The 16,060-nt window shown below is 64.9% G+C and carries 14 protein-coding genes; 2 read left to right on the forward strand and 12 right to left on the reverse strand.

Features of this window, described 5'->3' with window-relative positions:
* Position 1 precedes the first annotated feature (1 nt).
* The gene (locus KY495_RS05785; RefSeq protein WP_374040990.1) at positions 2-580 is read right to left on the reverse strand and encodes a DNA-3-methyladenine glycosylase I; all 579 of its coding nucleotides are present in this window, start codon (positions 578-580) and stop codon (positions 2-4) included.
* 65 nt (positions 581-645) lie between these two features.
* Between KY495_RS05785 and KY495_RS05790 the strand changes: the two genes are divergently transcribed.
* Positions 646-1,101 carry an OsmC family protein gene (locus tag KY495_RS05790; RefSeq protein WP_219882772.1) on the forward strand — a complete coding sequence of 152 codons (456 nt, stop codon included), beginning with the start codon at positions 646-648 and terminating at the stop codon, positions 1,099-1,101.
* Between the two features lie 15 nt (positions 1,102-1,116).
* Here the strand turns inward: KY495_RS05790 and KY495_RS05795 are convergent, their stop codons facing one another.
* The 11 genes from KY495_RS05795 to KY495_RS05845 all read right to left on the reverse strand — a co-directional run bounded on the left by KY495_RS05795 (position 1,117) and on the right by KY495_RS05845 (position 15,018).
* Entirely contained in the window at positions 1,117-3,930 is a 2,814-nt protein-coding gene (locus tag KY495_RS05795; protein ID WP_219884122.1) for a GGDEF domain-containing protein, read from the reverse strand.
* Between the two features lie 86 nt (positions 3,931-4,016).
* A complete protein-coding gene (locus KY495_RS05800; RefSeq protein WP_219884124.1) occupies positions 4,017-4,976 on the reverse strand; it encodes an AEC family transporter in 960 nt (319 codons plus the stop codon).
* Between the two features lie 149 nt (positions 4,977-5,125).
* Positions 5,126-5,809, reverse strand: a complete 684-nt coding sequence (locus KY495_RS05805; RefSeq protein ID WP_229518511.1) for a DUF4142 domain-containing protein — start codon at positions 5,807-5,809, stop codon at positions 5,126-5,128.
* Between the two features lie 140 nt (positions 5,810-5,949).
* On the reverse strand, positions 5,950-7,245 hold the full coding sequence (locus KY495_RS05810) for a sugar MFS transporter (protein ID WP_219882773.1): 1,296 nt from the start codon (positions 7,243-7,245) through the stop codon (positions 5,950-5,952).
* A 20-nt stretch (positions 7,246-7,265) separates the two neighbouring features.
* A complete protein-coding gene (locus KY495_RS05815; protein ID WP_219882774.1) occupies positions 7,266-8,243 on the reverse strand; it encodes a glucokinase in 978 nt (325 codons plus the stop codon).
* Positions 8,240-10,723: a glycoside hydrolase family 3 N-terminal domain-containing protein gene (locus KY495_RS05820; protein WP_219882775.1), complete on the reverse strand. Its 2,484-nt coding sequence runs from the start codon at positions 10,721-10,723 to the stop codon at positions 8,240-8,242. Before KY495_RS05820 ends, KY495_RS05815 begins: the two co-directional genes overlap by 4 nt.
* Before the next feature lie 88 nt (positions 10,724-10,811).
* Positions 10,812-11,822, reverse strand: coding sequence for a LacI family DNA-binding transcriptional regulator (locus KY495_RS05825; protein WP_219882776.1), 1,011 nt, complete (start codon positions 11,820-11,822; stop codon positions 10,812-10,814).
* Between the two features lie 13 nt (positions 11,823-11,835).
* A complete protein-coding gene (locus KY495_RS05830) occupies positions 11,836-12,894 on the reverse strand; it encodes an ABC transporter ATP-binding protein (protein WP_219882777.1) in 1,059 nt (352 codons plus the stop codon).
* A 3-nt stretch (positions 12,895-12,897) separates the two neighbouring features.
* Entirely contained in the window at positions 12,898-13,761 is an 864-nt protein-coding gene (locus KY495_RS05835; RefSeq protein WP_219882778.1) for a carbohydrate ABC transporter permease, read from the reverse strand.
* Positions 13,758-14,657 (reverse strand): carbohydrate ABC transporter permease, encoded by a 900-nt coding sequence (locus tag KY495_RS05840; RefSeq protein WP_219882779.1) that lies wholly within the window; start codon positions 14,655-14,657, stop codon positions 13,758-13,760. The genes KY495_RS05835 and KY495_RS05840 overlap by 4 nt, the downstream gene beginning before the upstream one ends.
* 127 nt (positions 14,658-14,784) lie before the next feature.
* Complete coding sequence (locus KY495_RS05845; protein ID WP_219882780.1) at positions 14,785-15,018, reverse strand: hypothetical protein; 234 nt, start codon at positions 15,016-15,018, stop codon at positions 14,785-14,787.
* Between the two features lie 144 nt (positions 15,019-15,162).
* On the opposite strand from KY495_RS05845, the gene KY495_RS05850 reads away from it, so the two are divergent.
* Positions 15,163-16,050 carry an ion transporter gene (locus KY495_RS05850; RefSeq protein WP_219882781.1) on the forward strand — a complete coding sequence of 296 codons (888 nt, stop codon included), beginning with the start codon at positions 15,163-15,165 and terminating at the stop codon, positions 16,048-16,050.
* Positions 16,051-16,060 lie beyond the last annotated feature (10 nt).

Here is a 16,060-nt window from a genome sequence, read left to right on the forward strand (position 1 = left end):
CTCAGGCACCGTGGCGAAAGCAGGTGACGTCGTGATCGTTGACCATGCCAATGCCCTGCATGTACGCATAAATGATGGTGGAGCCGACAAACTTGAAGCCGCGCCTGGCCAGGTCTTTCGAGATCTGGTCCGACAGCGCTGTCTTGGCCGGGCGCGACTCGCGGTCGAAGCGATTGACAATCGGCGTCCCATCAACAAAGGCCCACAGGTACTGGTCGAGCGAGCTGCCTTCATCGCGCAAGCGCAGGTAGGCTTGGGCGTTGGTAATGGCGGCAGCGACCTTGAGCTTGTTGCGCACGATGCCGGGATTGGCCAGCAGCTCGGCGACCTTGTCAGGCCCGTAGGCTGCAATCTTGTGCGCATCCCAGCCGTCAAAGGCGGCGCGGTAGCTATCGCGCTTGTTCAAGATGGTTTCCCAGCTCAGGCCAGCCTGCGCGCCTTCGAGGTTGAGCATTTCAAACAGGCGGTTTTCGTCGTGACAGGGAACGCCCCATTCCTCGTCATGGTAGGCGAGGTAGCGGGGATTGGCCAGGTTGGCCCAGGAGCAGCGCACGGGATGCATGGGAGTCATGTGAGTCATGGGCATCCAGTATAAGGGATCGGGTTTATCATATGGCGAACCGTTCAACTCTTTCAGGAGCCGACATGTCGACCTTCGTGGCCAAAGTGGTGTGGGTGCGTGACCAGCAGCCTTTCCTTGACAACCGCTACAGCCGGGCGCACCGATGGGAGTTCGATGGCGGCCTGGCAGTGCCGGCATCGTCGTCGCCGCTGTCCGTCCCCGAGCCGATGTCCGATCCCGCCGCGCTCGATCCGGAAGAAGCGCTGGTAGCAGCGGTGTCGAGCTGCCACATGCTGTTCTTCCTGTCACTGGCCGCGCAGGCCGGCTTCGTGGTCGAGCGCTACGCCGACAATGCGCAGGGAGTGATGGAAAAGAACGCGGACGGCAAAATGGCGATGACCCGCATCACGCTCGCGCCCCGGATTGACTTTGATGGCCAGGCGCCGTCGGCCGGGCAGCTCGCATCGATCCATCATGCAGCGCATGACAAGTGCTACATCGCCAACTCCATCAAGGCCGAAGTGGTCGTGGCAGGCTAGGCGCGCCTGCCGTCGTCAGGCGGCGTTCATCAGGCGCCGTGTCTTGGCACCGGCCCCCAGCTGCACATCGTCGATGCTGGTCACGAGTGTGGCTTCACCATCGGCGACGGCCTGTTCGAGCTGGTGGAGCATGCGCGGGAACAGTTCCTCATACTGGGTGTCCGGCGTGCTGTAAATGGCCGCCCAGCCATTGCGGCCGGAGCGCTTGACCAGGTACAGGGCCTGGTCGGCCAGCTCCACCACCTCCGACCATGAGAGCAGGCGCGGCTCGTTCGGCACGAAGGGAAAGCACGCAAAGCCGATGGAGCAGGTCTTTTGCAGATAGGTGCCGTCGGCCAGCATGAAGCCGCGCTGCGCCACAGCCTTGCGCATGCGCTCAGCGACCAACTTCGCGTCATCGCGATGGGTGGCCCGTGCCAGCACCAGGAATTCCTCGCCACCCCAGCGGATCAGGTAGTCCGTTTCACGGAACACTTCGCGCAGGCGCTCCTGCATCTGCACCAGTACCGCGTCGCCCGCGGCGTGGCCATAGCGGTCGTTCACTTCCTTGAAGTGGTCAATATCGACCATGAAGAACACCAGGTCCTTGCCCGGCCCGCCCAGCTCATGCTCCATGCTGCGCAAGGGATCGTCATAGCGGCGCAGGCTCATGCCCACTTCACTGTCCACGTTCTGCAGGAAGAAGCGGCGGTTGCGCAGGCCAGTCAGCTGGTCGGTCATGCTCACGTCCTCCAGCGCGGCGTAGGCACGCTCAAGTTCGGCATTCTTCTCGACCAGCTGCGCCTGGGTGCTGCCAAGCTTGGCCAGGGTCGCGGCCACCTGGCGATAGGCCGCCGCATTATCCAGGGCAATGGCGCCGTAGGCGCACAGCGAACGGAAGATCAGCCGCTCACGCTCACCATAGGCGTCGGCGGCCAGCGACTGCACGGTCATGGCGCCAATGACACGTTCGCCAATCAGGAGCGGCACGAACAGGCGGCTGCTGGTGGCCGACTGCCCGCTAACTTCGGGCATGCCGGGGCCGGTCATGATTTCGCGCCGCTCGCGCACGCAGCGCGCGCTGTCGCTGTCTTGGTCAGTGAGCGACAGGCGCACCGCGTCCATCGAGCGGCCGGCGTCGGTGCCAAAGGCGCAGCTCAGGCCATTGCCGTCAGCATCGATCAGGTAGATTGCAAACAGGGTGGCGTCCAGCAGCCCGTGCACGTGGCGGTCGAGCGCACGCAATACAGCCGGCGCTTCCAGGTGGGTCGTAATTTCCTGGCCAATGGCAACCAGGTGTTCGAGCGTGGCGCTGCTTTGCTTGATGACGGCGGCGCGCATCGCTTCTGCCGCAGCAATGCGGCGCTGATACGAGGCCTCGGTGCGGGCCGCGTCGGCGCGGTACTTGACCTGCATGGCAGCGTCGCGGCGCTCTGCCTCCTGGGCATGGGCCGCGTCGCGCGCAGCGCCGGCGCGCAGGGCCACCTCGTACGCGCGGGCGTGCTCGCCCACGCTTGCATACTCGCTGGCCACGGCATCAAGCAGGTCGGCCGGCACGGTATAGCCCTCGATGGTGGCGGCCACCGTCATGGCCTGGCGCAGGAAGTGCAGCGCTGCGTTGGGGCCGAACATGGGCACCGGATCGGGCACGGCGTGGCGGGTGTGGATCAGCGCCAGCACGGTCAGGGCTGCAATCTGGTTGTAGCCGTCGCCGCGCTCGCGGGCCAGCGCCAGTGCTGACTGCGCCCTGGCCTGCGCTTCCTGGGGACGGTCCAGACTGGACAGGGCATGGGCCTGGCCGCGCAGCGCGCCACTGTGGAAATCGAACTGGCGCAGCTGTTCGCCGCGTTCTTCCAGGCGAATGAAACAGTCAAGCGCGCGCGTGTAATCGCCACCGTCCAGGGCCAGGTCGCCGCGGCATTCCAGCGCCACGGCATAGGCACGCGCGCCCTGCAGGTGGGCCAGCGTGGCCAGCGCTTCGTCGAGCATCGACAAGGCCTCATTGCGCCGCCCCAGCTGCAGCAGCACCTGCGCGGTCTGCATCAGGCACTGGCCCACGCTCATGGGCCAGCCCGTGGGCCGGGCCAGCACCAGGCCGCGCTGCATCCATTCCAGGGCGCTGTCGTGCGCGTGCAGGCTGCCGTAGGCAATGCCGATGTTGGTGGCAAGGTTGATTGCGCGCCGCATCTGGCCAGTTATGCGCGCCGCGTCAAACGCTTGCATCATGGGGCCGATGGCATGTTCAAAGTCGCATGCCTGGAAGGCACGGCTGCCTTCCAGGTCATGCAGCCAGCCCGCCACTGCCAGCGGCGCCGTGGCGCTGTCGCCGACGGCGGCAGCGCCACGGCCCTGCCCCGGATGCGCCTGATCGTCCGAAAATACGGCAAACAGAGCTGCAGCAGCCTGCAGCACGCCGGCGCGCACGGCGTCGCCGGCGTCACCTGCTGCTGCGGCAGCAATGGCCAGATCGGCTGCGCCCTCGATGGCATCGCCCCGGTCCACATCGATCCACGCCCGCAGCCAGCGCGCATCGGCACTGCCGATGGCGTCGCCCTGCTGCTCGCATTCCATGAGAGCCTGTTCGGCCAGGCCACGCGCTTCATCGAGCTCGCCCATCAGCCAGCGCTGTTCGCCTTCGACGAGCATGAGCCTTGCCTCGGCCAGGCCACGTTCGGCATCCGGACAGGCGCTGAGCAGGTCGGTCGCTTCGCGCGCGAGGGACCGGGCCAGCATGGCGTCGCGCTGGCGCAGGTGCCATGCAAGCTTGACGACATGGTGCAGCCGTGCGGGATCGTCCAGCGCGGGCAGCTTTGCCTCCAGCAGCGCCAGTTCCGCATCGCTTACAAACATGTCCAGCACGCATTTCTCCCATCATCCCGGCAAAGCGCCGGTGAGCGGGCGTTATTATTTCACAAACATCGGCGTCTGGGCGAGCGCTAGCGCAATAAAGCCACGGCAGCGGAAAAGCTCAGGAACGACAAGACAGTCGTGGCCAGCGTAATGCGCGCCACGTGGCCGGTATCGGCACCGTAGCGCTCGGCCAGCATGGCTACATTGTTGGCGCTAGGCAAGGCCGCCACCAGGACCAGGGCGCTCCAGGCGGCGTCATCGAGCGGCAGTCCGGCGCCCATGGCCAGGTAGCCGAGGGTGTATATGAGCGCCGGGTGGACCACCAGCTTGATCACGGTTCCGGGCGCGGCGGCGCTCCAGCCGCTGCCGGCAAGGCCGGCCTGGGCCTGGGCCCGCGCCAGCACGGCGCCAATGGTGAACAGCGCAACCGGCGAGGCGGCATCAGCCAGCATGTTTACCGTTGTCATCATGGGCGCGATCAGGGTCAGGCCCAGGCCGGATGCTGCGGCGCCCAGGAAAATACCCCAGGGCAGTGGGTTACGCACCACTGCCCCCAAGGCCTGGCCAGCGGCGGCAAGGCTGCCTTGCCCGTGCCGGCCGTGCCCGCGCCGGGACAAGGCGATGCACAGCGAACTGGTGAGGACCAGGTCCACCATCAGCGCGGCGATCAGGGGGGCGGAGGCGCGGCTGCCCAGCAGGGCCGCCAGCAGGGGCACGCCCATGAAGCCGGTATTGGGAAAGGCGGCGACCAGCGCACCGAAAGCGGCGTTGTTCCAATCCATGCCGCGCAGGCGCGCGACGGCAACAGCCAGCCCCACCGTGACCAGGGCACAGGCAAGGTACAGGCTGAACAACGCCGGCGCGAACAGCTGCGACACCGGCGTGCCCGCGCTGAAACGGTACAGCAGGCATGGCAAGCCAAAGAACAGGACAAAGGTATTCAAGCCCGGAATGGCGAGCTGCGGCAGCCAGCCCCGGCGTACGGCGATATAGCCGGCCAGGACCAGGGCGAAAAAGGGAAACGTGATGGCGACAATGGCAGTCATGAACGGGCATTGTAGCGCGCTCATGCCGCTGTGCCTGCTGCTCCCCTGTCAGTCAGCCGGCCGTACCCCGGGGCCACGATCTGCTGTGCGCGCGGCTGCCTGCCCCGGCCGATGACAGCGGCAGGGACAGCGGCCCTGATGTGCCCCCCTTACTCTTGCTTCTCAGACGAGCCCGTCTTGCCCTGGGTGCGGCTGCTCCCCATGGAGGTGTGCTTGTGCAGCTCCTGCGCCGAGTCCAGGTGCTGGTCCACCACCGGCAGCATGCGCGCCGCCAGGGCTTGCAGATCAGGATCTTGCGCGCGCGATTGCGCCTGGCGCAGCAGGGCATGGCTGCGCTTGTGATCGGCCACGCCCGCCTCGGCCATGTAAGCACGGTCGAACGCGTCGCCCGACAGCGCGGCAAGCCTGGCCGCCTTGCGCTTGCTTGTCCTGTCCAGTTCCGTGGGGAGCGAGGCACCCTTGGCCTGCGCCAGCTGCCGGACATCCTCGAGCGCTTTGGTATGGTCGTCGATCATGCGCTGGGCGAAGGTTTTCACCTCGTCGCTGCCGGTTTTGGCCTGCGCCATGCGGCCGGCTTCGATCTCCGCCATATGATTGATGGCCATGGTCTTGAGCATGCGCTGATCGGCTGCATTGAGCTTGCCGGCCGACGGTGTGCTGGCCGGTTGCGCGCCGGCCGCCTGCCCCGGGGCGCCGCTTTGCCCCGCCGCGCCTGCCTGGCCTGCGCTGCCGCTCTGGCGGCCCGCCCCCTGGGCACCGGCACTGAACACTGCACCGAGCGCGACCAGGACAGCCACGGCCAGCGCTCCCTTCTTGAAATGGCTCTTCAGCATGTCGTTCTCCTTCGTGGATTGGGATGGTGCGCTTTTTGACACGCCGCCCCGCCGCGAGTTCAACACCGCACCGCGTTCGCCCATAAAAAAAGCAATGATTCCCTGTTTGAGAACCATTGCTTCGACAGCGTCATGCGCTCTTACGCCTTGTCGTACATGCCGGCAAAGCGCAGCCCGTAGTACAGGATAAAGATATAGCAAGCTGCAGGCACCAAAAATGACAGTTGCAGCCCGATGCTGTCGGCCAAAAAGCCCTGCGCAAACGGCACCAGCGCACCACCGACGATCGCCATGCACAGGATGCCGGACCCCTGCCCCGTCAGGGCGCCGAGCTTGTTCAGTGCCATGCTGAAGATGGTGGGGAACATGATCGAGTTGCACAGACCCACCGCCAGGATCGCCCACATCGCCACTTTTCCGCTGGAAAAAGTCGCCAGCAAAATCAGGGCAATGGAACAGGCAGCATTAAAGGCCAGCGCCTTGCCAGGGCTGACGTAGCGCATCACGGCAAAGCCGATGAAGCGTCCCACCATGGCGCCACCCCAGTAAAAGCTGACGTACTTGGCAGCGTCCGCGTGCGACAGCCCGGCAATCGACGGTTCGGCCATGAAATTGATCAGGAAGCTGCCGATACTGACTTCGCCGCCCACATACAGGAAGATACCGACCGCGCCCAGCACCAGGTGCGGATGGGACAGGGCAGACCCTGCGCCATCCCTGGCCGCCAGGCTTCCTACCGGCTCGGCATGCGTGATCTTTGGCAGGCGCGCCATGGCAAACGTCACCGCCAGCGCCAGCAAGGCGCCAGCCAGTGCCAGGTAAGGCCCCTGCACCATGGACGCTTCCCTGGCACGGTAGGCGGCCTGCTCGGCCGCAGGCAGCTGCGCCAGCTCTTGCGCGCCCAGTACCACGCCGCCCAGAATCAGCATGCCGCCCAGCGTCGGCGCCACGGTGGTGCCGAGGGAATTGAACGCCTGGGTCAGGGTGAGGCGACTGGAAGCGGTCTGCGGATCACCCAGTTCGGTCACATAGGGATTGGCCGCCACCTGCAGGATGGTGATGCCGGAGGCCATGACGAACAGCGCCAGCAGGAACACGGCATAACTGGACGTGGCAGCGGGATAGAACATGGCGCAGCCGGCGGCGGCAATTACCAGGCCCGTCACGGCGCCGTTCTGATAGCCGATCTTCTTGATCAGGATGCCGGCCGGCAGGGACACCACGAAGTAGGCGCCAAAAAAGCAGAACTGCACCAGCATCGCCTGTACGTAGGTGAGGGTGTACACCGACTTCAGGTGCGGAATGAGCACGTCGTTGAGCGAGGTCAGAAGGCCCCACATGAAAAACAGGATGGTGACGATGATGAGCGGCCCGGTATTGCTGCCCTGCCCGGCCTGCGTGCTGCGCAGCGCCGCCGGCTGTGATACGTGTTCCATGGTTTGGTCTCCTTTGGTTATCAGTGCCGGTGGACCGGCTGTTCGGACAATATTGCCGACACGCCGAGGAAGGCCGGGTATTGTTCTGTGATCAAAAACGTGGGTATCCGTTCAAGGTATGGCTGCAGCCGGCCCTTGGCTTCAAAGCGCGCCCTGAACGGCGACTGGGCAAACAGGTGCCCCAGGCGCGGCACGATGCCGCCGCCAATGTACATGCCGCCAGTGGCGCCCAGGGTCAGCGCCACGCTGCCGGCCACCGATCCCAGTACAGCACAAAAGCAATCGACCGTGCGCACGCAAGCGGCATCCATGCCCGCCAGCGCCTGTTCGGTGATGAGCGCCGCGCTCTTTTCCTGCCCCGACAGGACGCGGTAGATCAGCTCAAGACCGGGGCCCGACAGCAGCCGCTCGGCCGACGCGTGGCCATACTGACGCCACAGTGCCTGCATGATGGCGATCTCGGTGTCATCCCCGGGCGCGAAGCTGGCGTGACCGCCTTCGCTCGCCAATGGCGCCCAGCGCCCGTCCACCGGGACAATGCCGGATACCCCCAGGCCGGTCCCAGGGCCGATCAGGCCAATGGTGCGGCCCGGCAGCTCCACCCCGCCGCCGATGCGCGTGCGCTGCGATGGACGCAGGTGCGGCAGCGCCATGGCCAGCGCCGTAAAATCATTCACCACCAGCAGCGTGGACAAGTCCAGTTCCTCGCGCAGGGCAGCGGTGGAAAAGCTCCACGAGTGATTGGTCATCTTTACGCTGTCGCCATCGACCGGGTTGGCGATGGCGATGGCCGCGTGCCTGATCCCGGCGGCGTGTTCGCCAACCGCACCCAGGTAGCATGCGGCGGCCGCGCCGAGTGATGAATAGCCGCTGCAAGGCAGGACAGCCACCGCCTCGAACTGGCGCGGAGCGGTTTCGATGGCGAAGCGGGCATTGGTGCCGCCCACATCGGCCAGCAGGCGCGGCCCGTCCACAAAGCGCGCGGTCTCGGTGATCATTTCGCCGCCCCGCAGCTGAGCGCATCCTTCTCCCTGGCCGCGCCACCGACTACCTGAATGTTGGCAAACGATGCAGCAAAGGGCGCGTCGCTGGCCACCGCAAAGGCGGTGTCGATCTTGCTGGTGTCAAGCCCTCTGGCGGTAAAGCAGGACAGGGGCACACGCACGGTCTGCTTTTGCTTGAGCGGCAGCGCCTTGAACGCGCCCGTCACGTCCACCGGCACCCCGCCCATGAGGACAGTGACGGCGCCGGCAGGCGCACTGGCGATGATGGTATCGAACTGCAGCGCGCCATCGGTGGTGGCAAATGCGGGCAGCGCCATGGCCCTGGCGGCGCGCGCTTCCAGCTGCGCCGGACCGGTCCACGTTACCAGCTTGCCATCCTGCTGGGTGTTGACCTGGGCGGTTTCCACTGTCACGCCAGGCAGCGTGGTCACCGCATTGACATCGGCGCCCAGTGCCACGCGCTGGCCGCCGCTGGAAACGTACAGGGGCCAGGTGGCGCGGTCGGCCTGGCCGAACACCGGGTAGACATTGGTCACGCCGCAGCCACCTTCCGGGTACGCTGCATCGAGCTGGCCCACCTTGATGGTGCTGCCGTAGCCCAGGCCATACCCGTACGGGAACAGCGGAGCGTAATCCTTGTCGCCCACGTTGACGGTGGCCTGGCACACGGACCTGGGCCATGAAAAGGAGAGCTTGCCCTTGAATTTGTGGCGGCCGGCGAACAGCACGTCAGCCACGCCCTTGCCTTCGGTCCCCGGCAGCCAGGCCGCCACGAAACTGTCCGACAAATTCATGAGGTCATTGGTGTATAGGGGGCGCCCGGCCACCAGCACCGTGATCACCGGCTTGCCCTTGCCGGCCACCGCTTCCAGTACCGCCAGGTCTTCCGGATGGCGCGCACTGTGGCGCAGGCTGCCCCATGGGCCGATGTCGCCATCGCCCTCTGCATACGGGGTCTCGCCAATGACAGCCACCACCGCGTCAAAATTTGCCACGTCGACGTCGCGCCCATCACGGCTGTAGGTGACGTTGCCGTCGCCGGCCGCCTCGCGAATGCCGGTCAGGATCGAGTCCGCGTTCGGGAAGTCGCTGTTCTTGTTGTCCGTGCCCTGCCAGGTCAGGCTCCAGCCGCCGCTCTGGTTGGACAGGTTGTCGGCGCTCTTGCCCACCACCAGGATCTTCTTGCCACGCGCGAGCGGCAGCGCGTTGGTATCGTTCTTGAGCAGCACCAGCGACTCGCGCACGGCCTGGCGCGCCAGCGCCCGCGCCTGCAGCGCCTGCGCCTTGCCCGCGTAGCGGTTGCTGCCTGGTGCCTTGCCGAACAGGCCCGCGCGCAATTTCACCCGCACGATGCGGCTCACGGCGTCATCCAGACGCGCCATGGGAATCTGGCCCGCTTCCACCTGCTTGATGGTATTGGCGATGAAGGCCTTCCAGTCGTCCGGCACCATCACCATGTCGATGCCGGCGTTGATGGCCTGGGCGCAGCTGTCATTGGTGCAGCCGGGAACCTGGGCGATGCCGTTCCAGTCCGAGACCACGAAGCCGTCAAAACCCATCTTCGTTTTCAGCAGATCGGTCAGCAGGGCTTTACTGCCGTGCATCTTGCCGTAATCGACACCACCGGCGACGTCGTTCCAGCTGCTGAACGAGGCCATGACCGTCTGCGCGCCGGCGTCCAGCGCACTGTAGTAACCGGCGCCGTGAATGTTGATCATCTCGGCCTTGCTGGATGTGGCGATGCCCTGGTCCTTGCCCTGGTCGGTGCCGCCGTCGCCAATGAAATGCTTGGCCGTTGCCACCACGTTGCCGGGCTTGTTGAAGCGCCCCTGCAGGCCGCGCACATACACGCCGCCGTATTCCTTCACCAGCGCCGGGTCTTCGGAAAAGCTCTCGTAGGTGCGTCCCCAGCGGTCGTCGCGCACCACTGCCAGCGTGGGCGCGAATACCCAGGCGATGCCGGTGGCCCGCACCGACTCGCCGACCGATTGCGCCATCTTCCCGATCAGGTCCTTGTTGCGCGCCGCACCCAGTCCGATATTGTGGGGGAACAGCGTGGCGCCATACACATTGCTGTTGCCGTGCATGGCATCGATGCCCCAGATGACCGGGATCTTGTGGACCATGTCGGTGGCCATGGACGCGGCGTGGAATTTATCAGCCAGCGCCACCCAGTCAGCCGGCGTCGCATACTTGTTCCCGTTTGGCCAGCTGCCGCCGCCATTGAGGACCGAGCCGATATAGAACTCGCGCACCTGGTCCGGCGTGATGGTCTTGATTTCCGGCTGCGTGATCTGGCCGACCTTCTGGGCCAGCGTCATGCTGCGCACGATTTTTGCCACCTGCGCCTCCAGCTTCGCATCGGGCGCCACGCTGCTGCGGATGCGGGGAAAATCGGCCAGCTGCGCGGGAGCGGCTGCCGCGGCGGCGTGCAGCAGCACGGTGGCTGCAATGAGACAGGAATGTTTGATCATGGTCTTTTGCGAGGTCGGTTGGGTGAACAGGCACTACATTGGAAGCGATTCCAATCGGGCTTCATATTGCGGCGTCGGGCTTTCTTTGTCAACCAGAAAATGGTGCCAGCGATGCCCGGTGGGTGACGCTGATGGGGAATGCGGTGCCGACCTCGCGTTCCAGGCCGTAGCAGCGATTGAGCAATGCGTTCAGCCCCGAGCGTGTGACTGCGCGCCACGGGACATGCACCGAGGTCAGGCGCGGCGCCGAGTGCTCGGCGCTGGGCGTATCGTCGTAGCCCAGCACCGACACGTCCCGTGGCACCGATATGCCGATCTCGTGAAAATACGACAGCACGCCCACTGCCATTTCGTCGTTGGCGCAAAACAGCGCCGTGAAGTCGTGGCGCGCATCGGCCAGCTCGCGCGCGCAGTTCCAGCCGCCTTCAGGCGAAAAGTCGCTTTCCGCGACCCACATCGACGCGGTATCGATGCCGCTGCGCGCCATTTCGGCCATGAACCCGTCAATCCGCGCCACATTGTCGGGCAGTGTGCTGGGACCGGCGATGACGGCGATTTTCCGGTGCCCCAGTTCCAGCAGGGCGCGCGCGGCCAGCACCCCGCCCTGGGTGTGGTCGGCCGTGAAGCACTGCGCCGGAATGCTGGCAAAAACATGATTGAGCACGACCAGGCGCGATTGCTTGGGCCCCAGGGCAGCGATGTCGTCGTCGAGCAGGTGGTTGGTCATGGCAATGAGGCCGTCGCAGCCGCGCTCCATCAGGAACTCGATGCCTTCAATGGCCTGCTCGCGCGGATTGCCCAGGCCGACCCCGAACGCCACCACCATGTGCAGGCCGGCGGCGCGCAGCTCGGTATCGATCAGCTGCAGGATGGGCGTATAGAAGGTGCCCTTCAGGACCGGGATGTACACCCCGATCATCTGGGTAGACCCTGACAGCAGCGAGCGCGCCGCATGCGACGGCCGGAAATCGAGTTCCTCGATCGCCTGGCGCACCTTCTCCATGGTTGCCGGCGACACCGAGCCCTTGCCGCTGACCACACGCGAAGCGGTGCCCAGTCCCACGCCCGCCAGCCGGGCGACGTCCTTGATGGTAGCCATGCAGCAGTCCCCTTTAAGCAGCAGCCAGCCGCAATTGGCTGGCTTTATCGAACACTGATGCGCGCGCCGCATCGACCGCAAACTGCACCGGCTCCCCGATGGCGAACGTGCGCGTGTCGTTGACAATGGCCGAGAGCTTGCGCTCACCCACGGCGATCCACACCACCTGGTGATTGCCCATCGGCTCCGTCAGCGCCACGGTGCCGGCGAAAGGCCCCTGCACGCTGATCTGGATATGCTCGGGCCGCACGCCCAGTATCACCTGCGCCGCCGGCGGCGTGACGGCGGCCGGCATGTCCAGGGCCAGTACCGGCGACAGGAAGCGGCCGCCATCGAGACGGCCTTCGATGAAGTTCATGGCCGGGGCCCCCAGGAAGCCGGCCACGAACAGGTTCGCAGGCCGTTCGTAGACATCGGCCGGGGTCCCGGCCTGCTGCACCTTCCCGGCGCGCATGACGACGATGCGGGTAGCCAGCGTCATGGCCTCCACCTGGTCGTGCGTCACGTAGATCATGGTCGAGCCCAGCGTCTGGTGCAGCAGCTTGAGCTCCCGCCGCAGTTCGGCGCGCAGCTTGGCGTCCAGGTTCGAGAGCGGCTCGTCGAACAGGAACACGCCGGCCTCGCGCACCAGCGCCCGGCCAATGGCCACGCGCTGGCGCTGACCGCCCGAGAGCTGGGCAGGCTTGCGGTTCAGCAGCGGCTCCAGATGCAGCATCTCGGCGGCCCGCTGCACGCGCCGCGCGATCTCCGCTTTCGGCAGGCCGGCGATACGCAGGCCAAACGACATGTTCCTCTCCACCGTCATGGTGGGATACAGGGCGTAGGACTGGAACACCATACCGATGCCGCGTTCACTCGGATCGGCATATGTCATGTCGTCGCCCTTGATGGCGACGCTGCCGGAGGTGACATCGATCAGTCCTGCAATGCTGTGCAGCAGGGTCGACTTGCCGCAGCCGGAGGGACCGAGCAGGACGAGGAATTCGCCCTCCTCCACTGTCAGGTTGAGGTCCTTGATGATCTCGTTGCCACCGAGGTTGATGCACAGGTCCCGCAAACACACATTCGACATGAATTAACCTTTGACCGCGCCGGCGGCGATACCGCGCACGAACCAGCGCCCGGAAATGAAATAGATCGCCAGCGGCACCAGCGATGTGAGGATGGTGGCCGCCATGTTGACGTTGTACTGGCGCGTGCCGGTGGTGGTATTGATGACGTTATTGAGCTGCACCGTCATGGGCGCATTGTCGCTGCTCGCAAAGACCAGGCCCAGTAAATAATCGTTCCACACACCGGTGACCTGCATGATGGCTGCAACGACGATGATGGGCAGCGACATGGGCAGCATCACGTGGGCAAAGATCCGAAAGAATCCCCCGCCATCGATGCGCGCAGCCTGGAACAGTTCATGCGGCACGCCCGCGTAGTAATTGCGGAACAGGAGCGTCATGACCGGCATCGCAAAGATCATGTGGACCGCCACGATGCCGTACAGGGACCCGAACAGCCCCACCGCTGCCAGCGCCCGCACCAGCGGATAAATCATGACTTGCAGCGGAATGAAGGCACCGACCATCAAGATGCCAAACAGCAGGCCCGCGCCGCGCGGGCGCCAGAATGAGAGCGCATAGCCATTGATGGCGCCGAGCAGGATCGGCAGCACGGTGCTGGGCACCGCAATGGCGACCGAATTCCAGAACCCGCCACGAATGCCTTCACAGCTCATGCCGGTGCAGGCGCCGCTCCACGCCTGCCGCCACGGTTCCAACGTTACATCGAGCGGAAGCGCAAAGATATTCCCGGCGCGGATCTCTTCCATCGGCTTGACCGAAGTGGCCAGCATCACGTATAGCGGCAGCAGGAAAAACAGCGCTGCGGTAAGCAGAAAGGCATAGATGCCGATGCGCGCCGGGGTCAGGTGGCGCCTGTGCCTCATGGCCGCCCCTTGCGCTGCGCCTGGCCAAGGCTGCGTGCGTAGATGTAGGGCGCCACCAGCGCCAGCACGGGCAGCAGCATGACAATGGCGCCGGCCGAGGCCAGCGCAATGTTGGCGCGCCCGAACAGATGGTCCATGATGAATTTGGCCGGCACTTCGCTGGCGGTGCCCGGCCCGCCCTGGGTCATGGCCACCACCGCGTCGAACAGCTTGACCACGGCGGTGGAGAGCAGCAGCAGCACCGTGGCTACCGTCGGCCACAGCATGGGCAGCACAATGGAGAGGTAGACACGCCAGGCCGGGATGCCGTCAAGACGGGCCGCCTTCCAGATATCGCCGTCAATGCCGCGCAGCCCGGCCAGCATCATCGCCATCACCAGCCCGGCAGCCTGCCACACGGTGGCGATGACGATGGTGTACATGACCATGTCCTGGTCCACGATCCAGTCAAAGGTAAAGTCGGCGAAACCCAGCTGCACGGCAGCCTGCTCGATGCCGTTGCCAGGCGTGAGAATCCATTGCCACACCAGGCCCGTGGCCACGAAGGACATCGCGTAGGGATAAAGGAACACGGTGCGCAGCACGCCTTCGCCGCTGACATTCTGGTCAATGAACACGGCCAGCAGAAAACCGATCACCAGGCAGGCGCCGATGAACAATACGCCATACAGGGCCAGGTTCGACAGCGACAGCAGCCAGCGTTCGTTCTCGAACAGGCGCGTGTACTGGGCCAGCCCGACAAAGGTATCGGACGGGAAGCTGCGCGCATTGGTCAATGAGGTACGCAGCGACCACAGTACCGTGCCCAGGTAGCCGACAATGACAGTGAGCGCCATCGGCAACAGGGCGGCGAACGGAATTATTCTGCGCAGCGAACGCCGGCGAGCTGGGGCCATGGAGTCTCCTGATAGGCGGCATGCATCAGTCCCGCCTTATTGGAAACGTTCCCAATGCCATGTGCGAAATATAACACTCCAGGATTTTGAGTGTCAACGCATTCCGAAAAAGAGTACTGGACCGGGTTTAGCCGCCGTAGGTCATGCCGGACGCGCGGACGATATCGAACCACAATGGCTCCTGCCCTTCGAGGCTGCCAGTGCGCTTGTTGGGTGTGCTGAGAACGCGCATTGACACGTGCATGGGCACACCATAATTGGCAAGGTAGGCTGCAGCGGCACGCGTCGAGACTTCCCGTTGGACTTTCAGTCCCATTTCAACCCGGTACGCCATCAGCCGGTTTTTCCGCTCTTGAACCATTGCATCCTCCGTAGACAGCCAATATACACACCCCTGTCCAGTTTCACAATTGCTGGATCGCAACAGCAAATGATGCAGCGCGGCGCCTTGCGGGCTGGGGGCGCGCCGGTACGAAGCGGCGGGCACGCATGATATGCTTTCGCCATGACCAATACAATCAAGGGCGAGGCCCCGCTCGCGCCCCAGACACCCGGCGACTTCGGCAAGCCCCTCAGTGGCTGGCGGCGCCGGATCTACACCATCATTTTCGAGGCCGACACCCGCGCCGGCAGGCAGTTTGACGTGTTCGTGGTGGTGGCCATTCTGCTGAGCATTTTCGTGGTGGTCATCGGCAGCGTGCCGCGCATCGAGCGCAGCATTGGTGCCCAGCTCACCCTGATCGAGTGGGGCTTCACGATTCTGTTTACCGCCGAGTACATCGCACGCCTGTGCTGTGTGCGGCGCCCGGCCCGCTATGCGCTCAGCTTTTTCGGCATCATTGACCTGCTGTCGATCTTGCCGACCTATTTTTCGCTGTTCGTCCCGGAAGCGAGCGCCTTCCTCGACATTCGCATCCTGCGGCTGCTGCGCATTTTCCGCATTCTCAAGCTCACCCTGTATGTGGCCGAATACGTGCGGCTCGGGCAGGCCCTGCGCGCGAGCGGACGCAAGATCCTGATCTTTCTCTCCGTGGTGCTGATGGCGGTACTGATCTTTGGCACCATCATGTATGTGGTGGAAGGGCCGGAAAACGGCTTCACCAGCATCCCCATCGCCATGTACTGGGCCGCGGTCACCATGACGACAGTGGGCTACGGCGACATCACCCCGTATACGACGCTGGGACGCTTCATCGCCTCATTCATGATGCTGCTCGGCTGGGGCGTGCTGGCGGTGCCGACCGGGATTGTCACTGCCGAGATGACGTCCCAGCGCCTGTCGCAAAAGCCGACCACCCGCACCTGCGAAGCGTGCCTTAGCGAAGGGCATGAAGCAGACGCGCACTATTGCAAGGATTGCGGCGAGCCGCTGCCGGTCTACCGGCACGACTAGCGCCCGCCGC

The sequence above is a fragment of the Massilia sp. PAMC28688 genome, assembly GCF_019443445.1.
Classification (GTDB): Bacteria; Pseudomonadota; Gammaproteobacteria; order Burkholderiales; family Burkholderiaceae_D; genus Telluria_A.

Bases quoted from the DNA above. Each gene is read 5' to 3' on its own strand.
- KY495_RS05785 (WP_374040990.1), bottom strand. From the start codon at position 580: ATGACTCACATGACTCCCATGCATCCCGTGCGCTGCTCCTGGGCCAAC.
- KY495_RS05790 (WP_219882772.1), top strand. From the start codon at position 646: ATGTCGACCTTCGTGGCCAAAGTGGTGTGGGTGCGTGACCAGCAGCCT.
- KY495_RS05795 (WP_219884122.1), bottom strand. From the start codon at position 3,930: ATGTTTGTAAGCGATGCGGAACTGGCGCTGCTGGAGGCAAAGCTGCCC.
- KY495_RS05800 (WP_219884124.1), bottom strand. From the start codon at position 4,976: ATGACTGCCATTGTCGCCATCACGTTTCCCTTTTTCGCCCTGGTCCTG.
- KY495_RS05805 (WP_229518511.1), bottom strand. From the start codon at position 5,809: ATGCTGAAGAGCCATTTCAAGAAGGGAGCGCTGGCCGTGGCTGTCCTG.
- KY495_RS05810 (WP_219882773.1), bottom strand. From the start codon at position 7,245: ATGGAACACGTATCACAGCCGGCGGCGCTGCGCAGCACGCAGGCCGGG.
- KY495_RS05815 (WP_219882774.1), bottom strand. From the start codon at position 8,243: ATGATCACCGAGACCGCGCGCTTTGTGGACGGGCCGCGCCTGCTGGCC.
- KY495_RS05820 (WP_219882775.1), bottom strand. From the start codon at position 10,723: ATGATCAAACATTCCTGTCTCATTGCAGCCACCGTGCTGCTGCACGCC.
- KY495_RS05825 (WP_219882776.1), bottom strand. From the start codon at position 11,822: ATGGCTACCATCAAGGACGTCGCCCGGCTGGCGGGCGTGGGACTGGGC.
- KY495_RS05830 (WP_219882777.1), bottom strand. From the start codon at position 12,894: ATGTCGAATGTGTGTTTGCGGGACCTGTGCATCAACCTCGGTGGCAAC.
- KY495_RS05835 (WP_219882778.1), bottom strand. From the start codon at position 13,761: ATGAGGCACAGGCGCCACCTGACCCCGGCGCGCATCGGCATCTATGCC.
- KY495_RS05840 (WP_219882779.1), bottom strand. From the start codon at position 14,657: ATGGCCCCAGCTCGCCGGCGTTCGCTGCGCAGAATAATTCCGTTCGCC.
- KY495_RS05845 (WP_219882780.1), bottom strand. From the start codon at position 15,018: ATGGTTCAAGAGCGGAAAAACCGGCTGATGGCGTACCGGGTTGAAATG.
- KY495_RS05850 (WP_219882781.1), top strand. From the start codon at position 15,163: ATGACCAATACAATCAAGGGCGAGGCCCCGCTCGCGCCCCAGACACCC.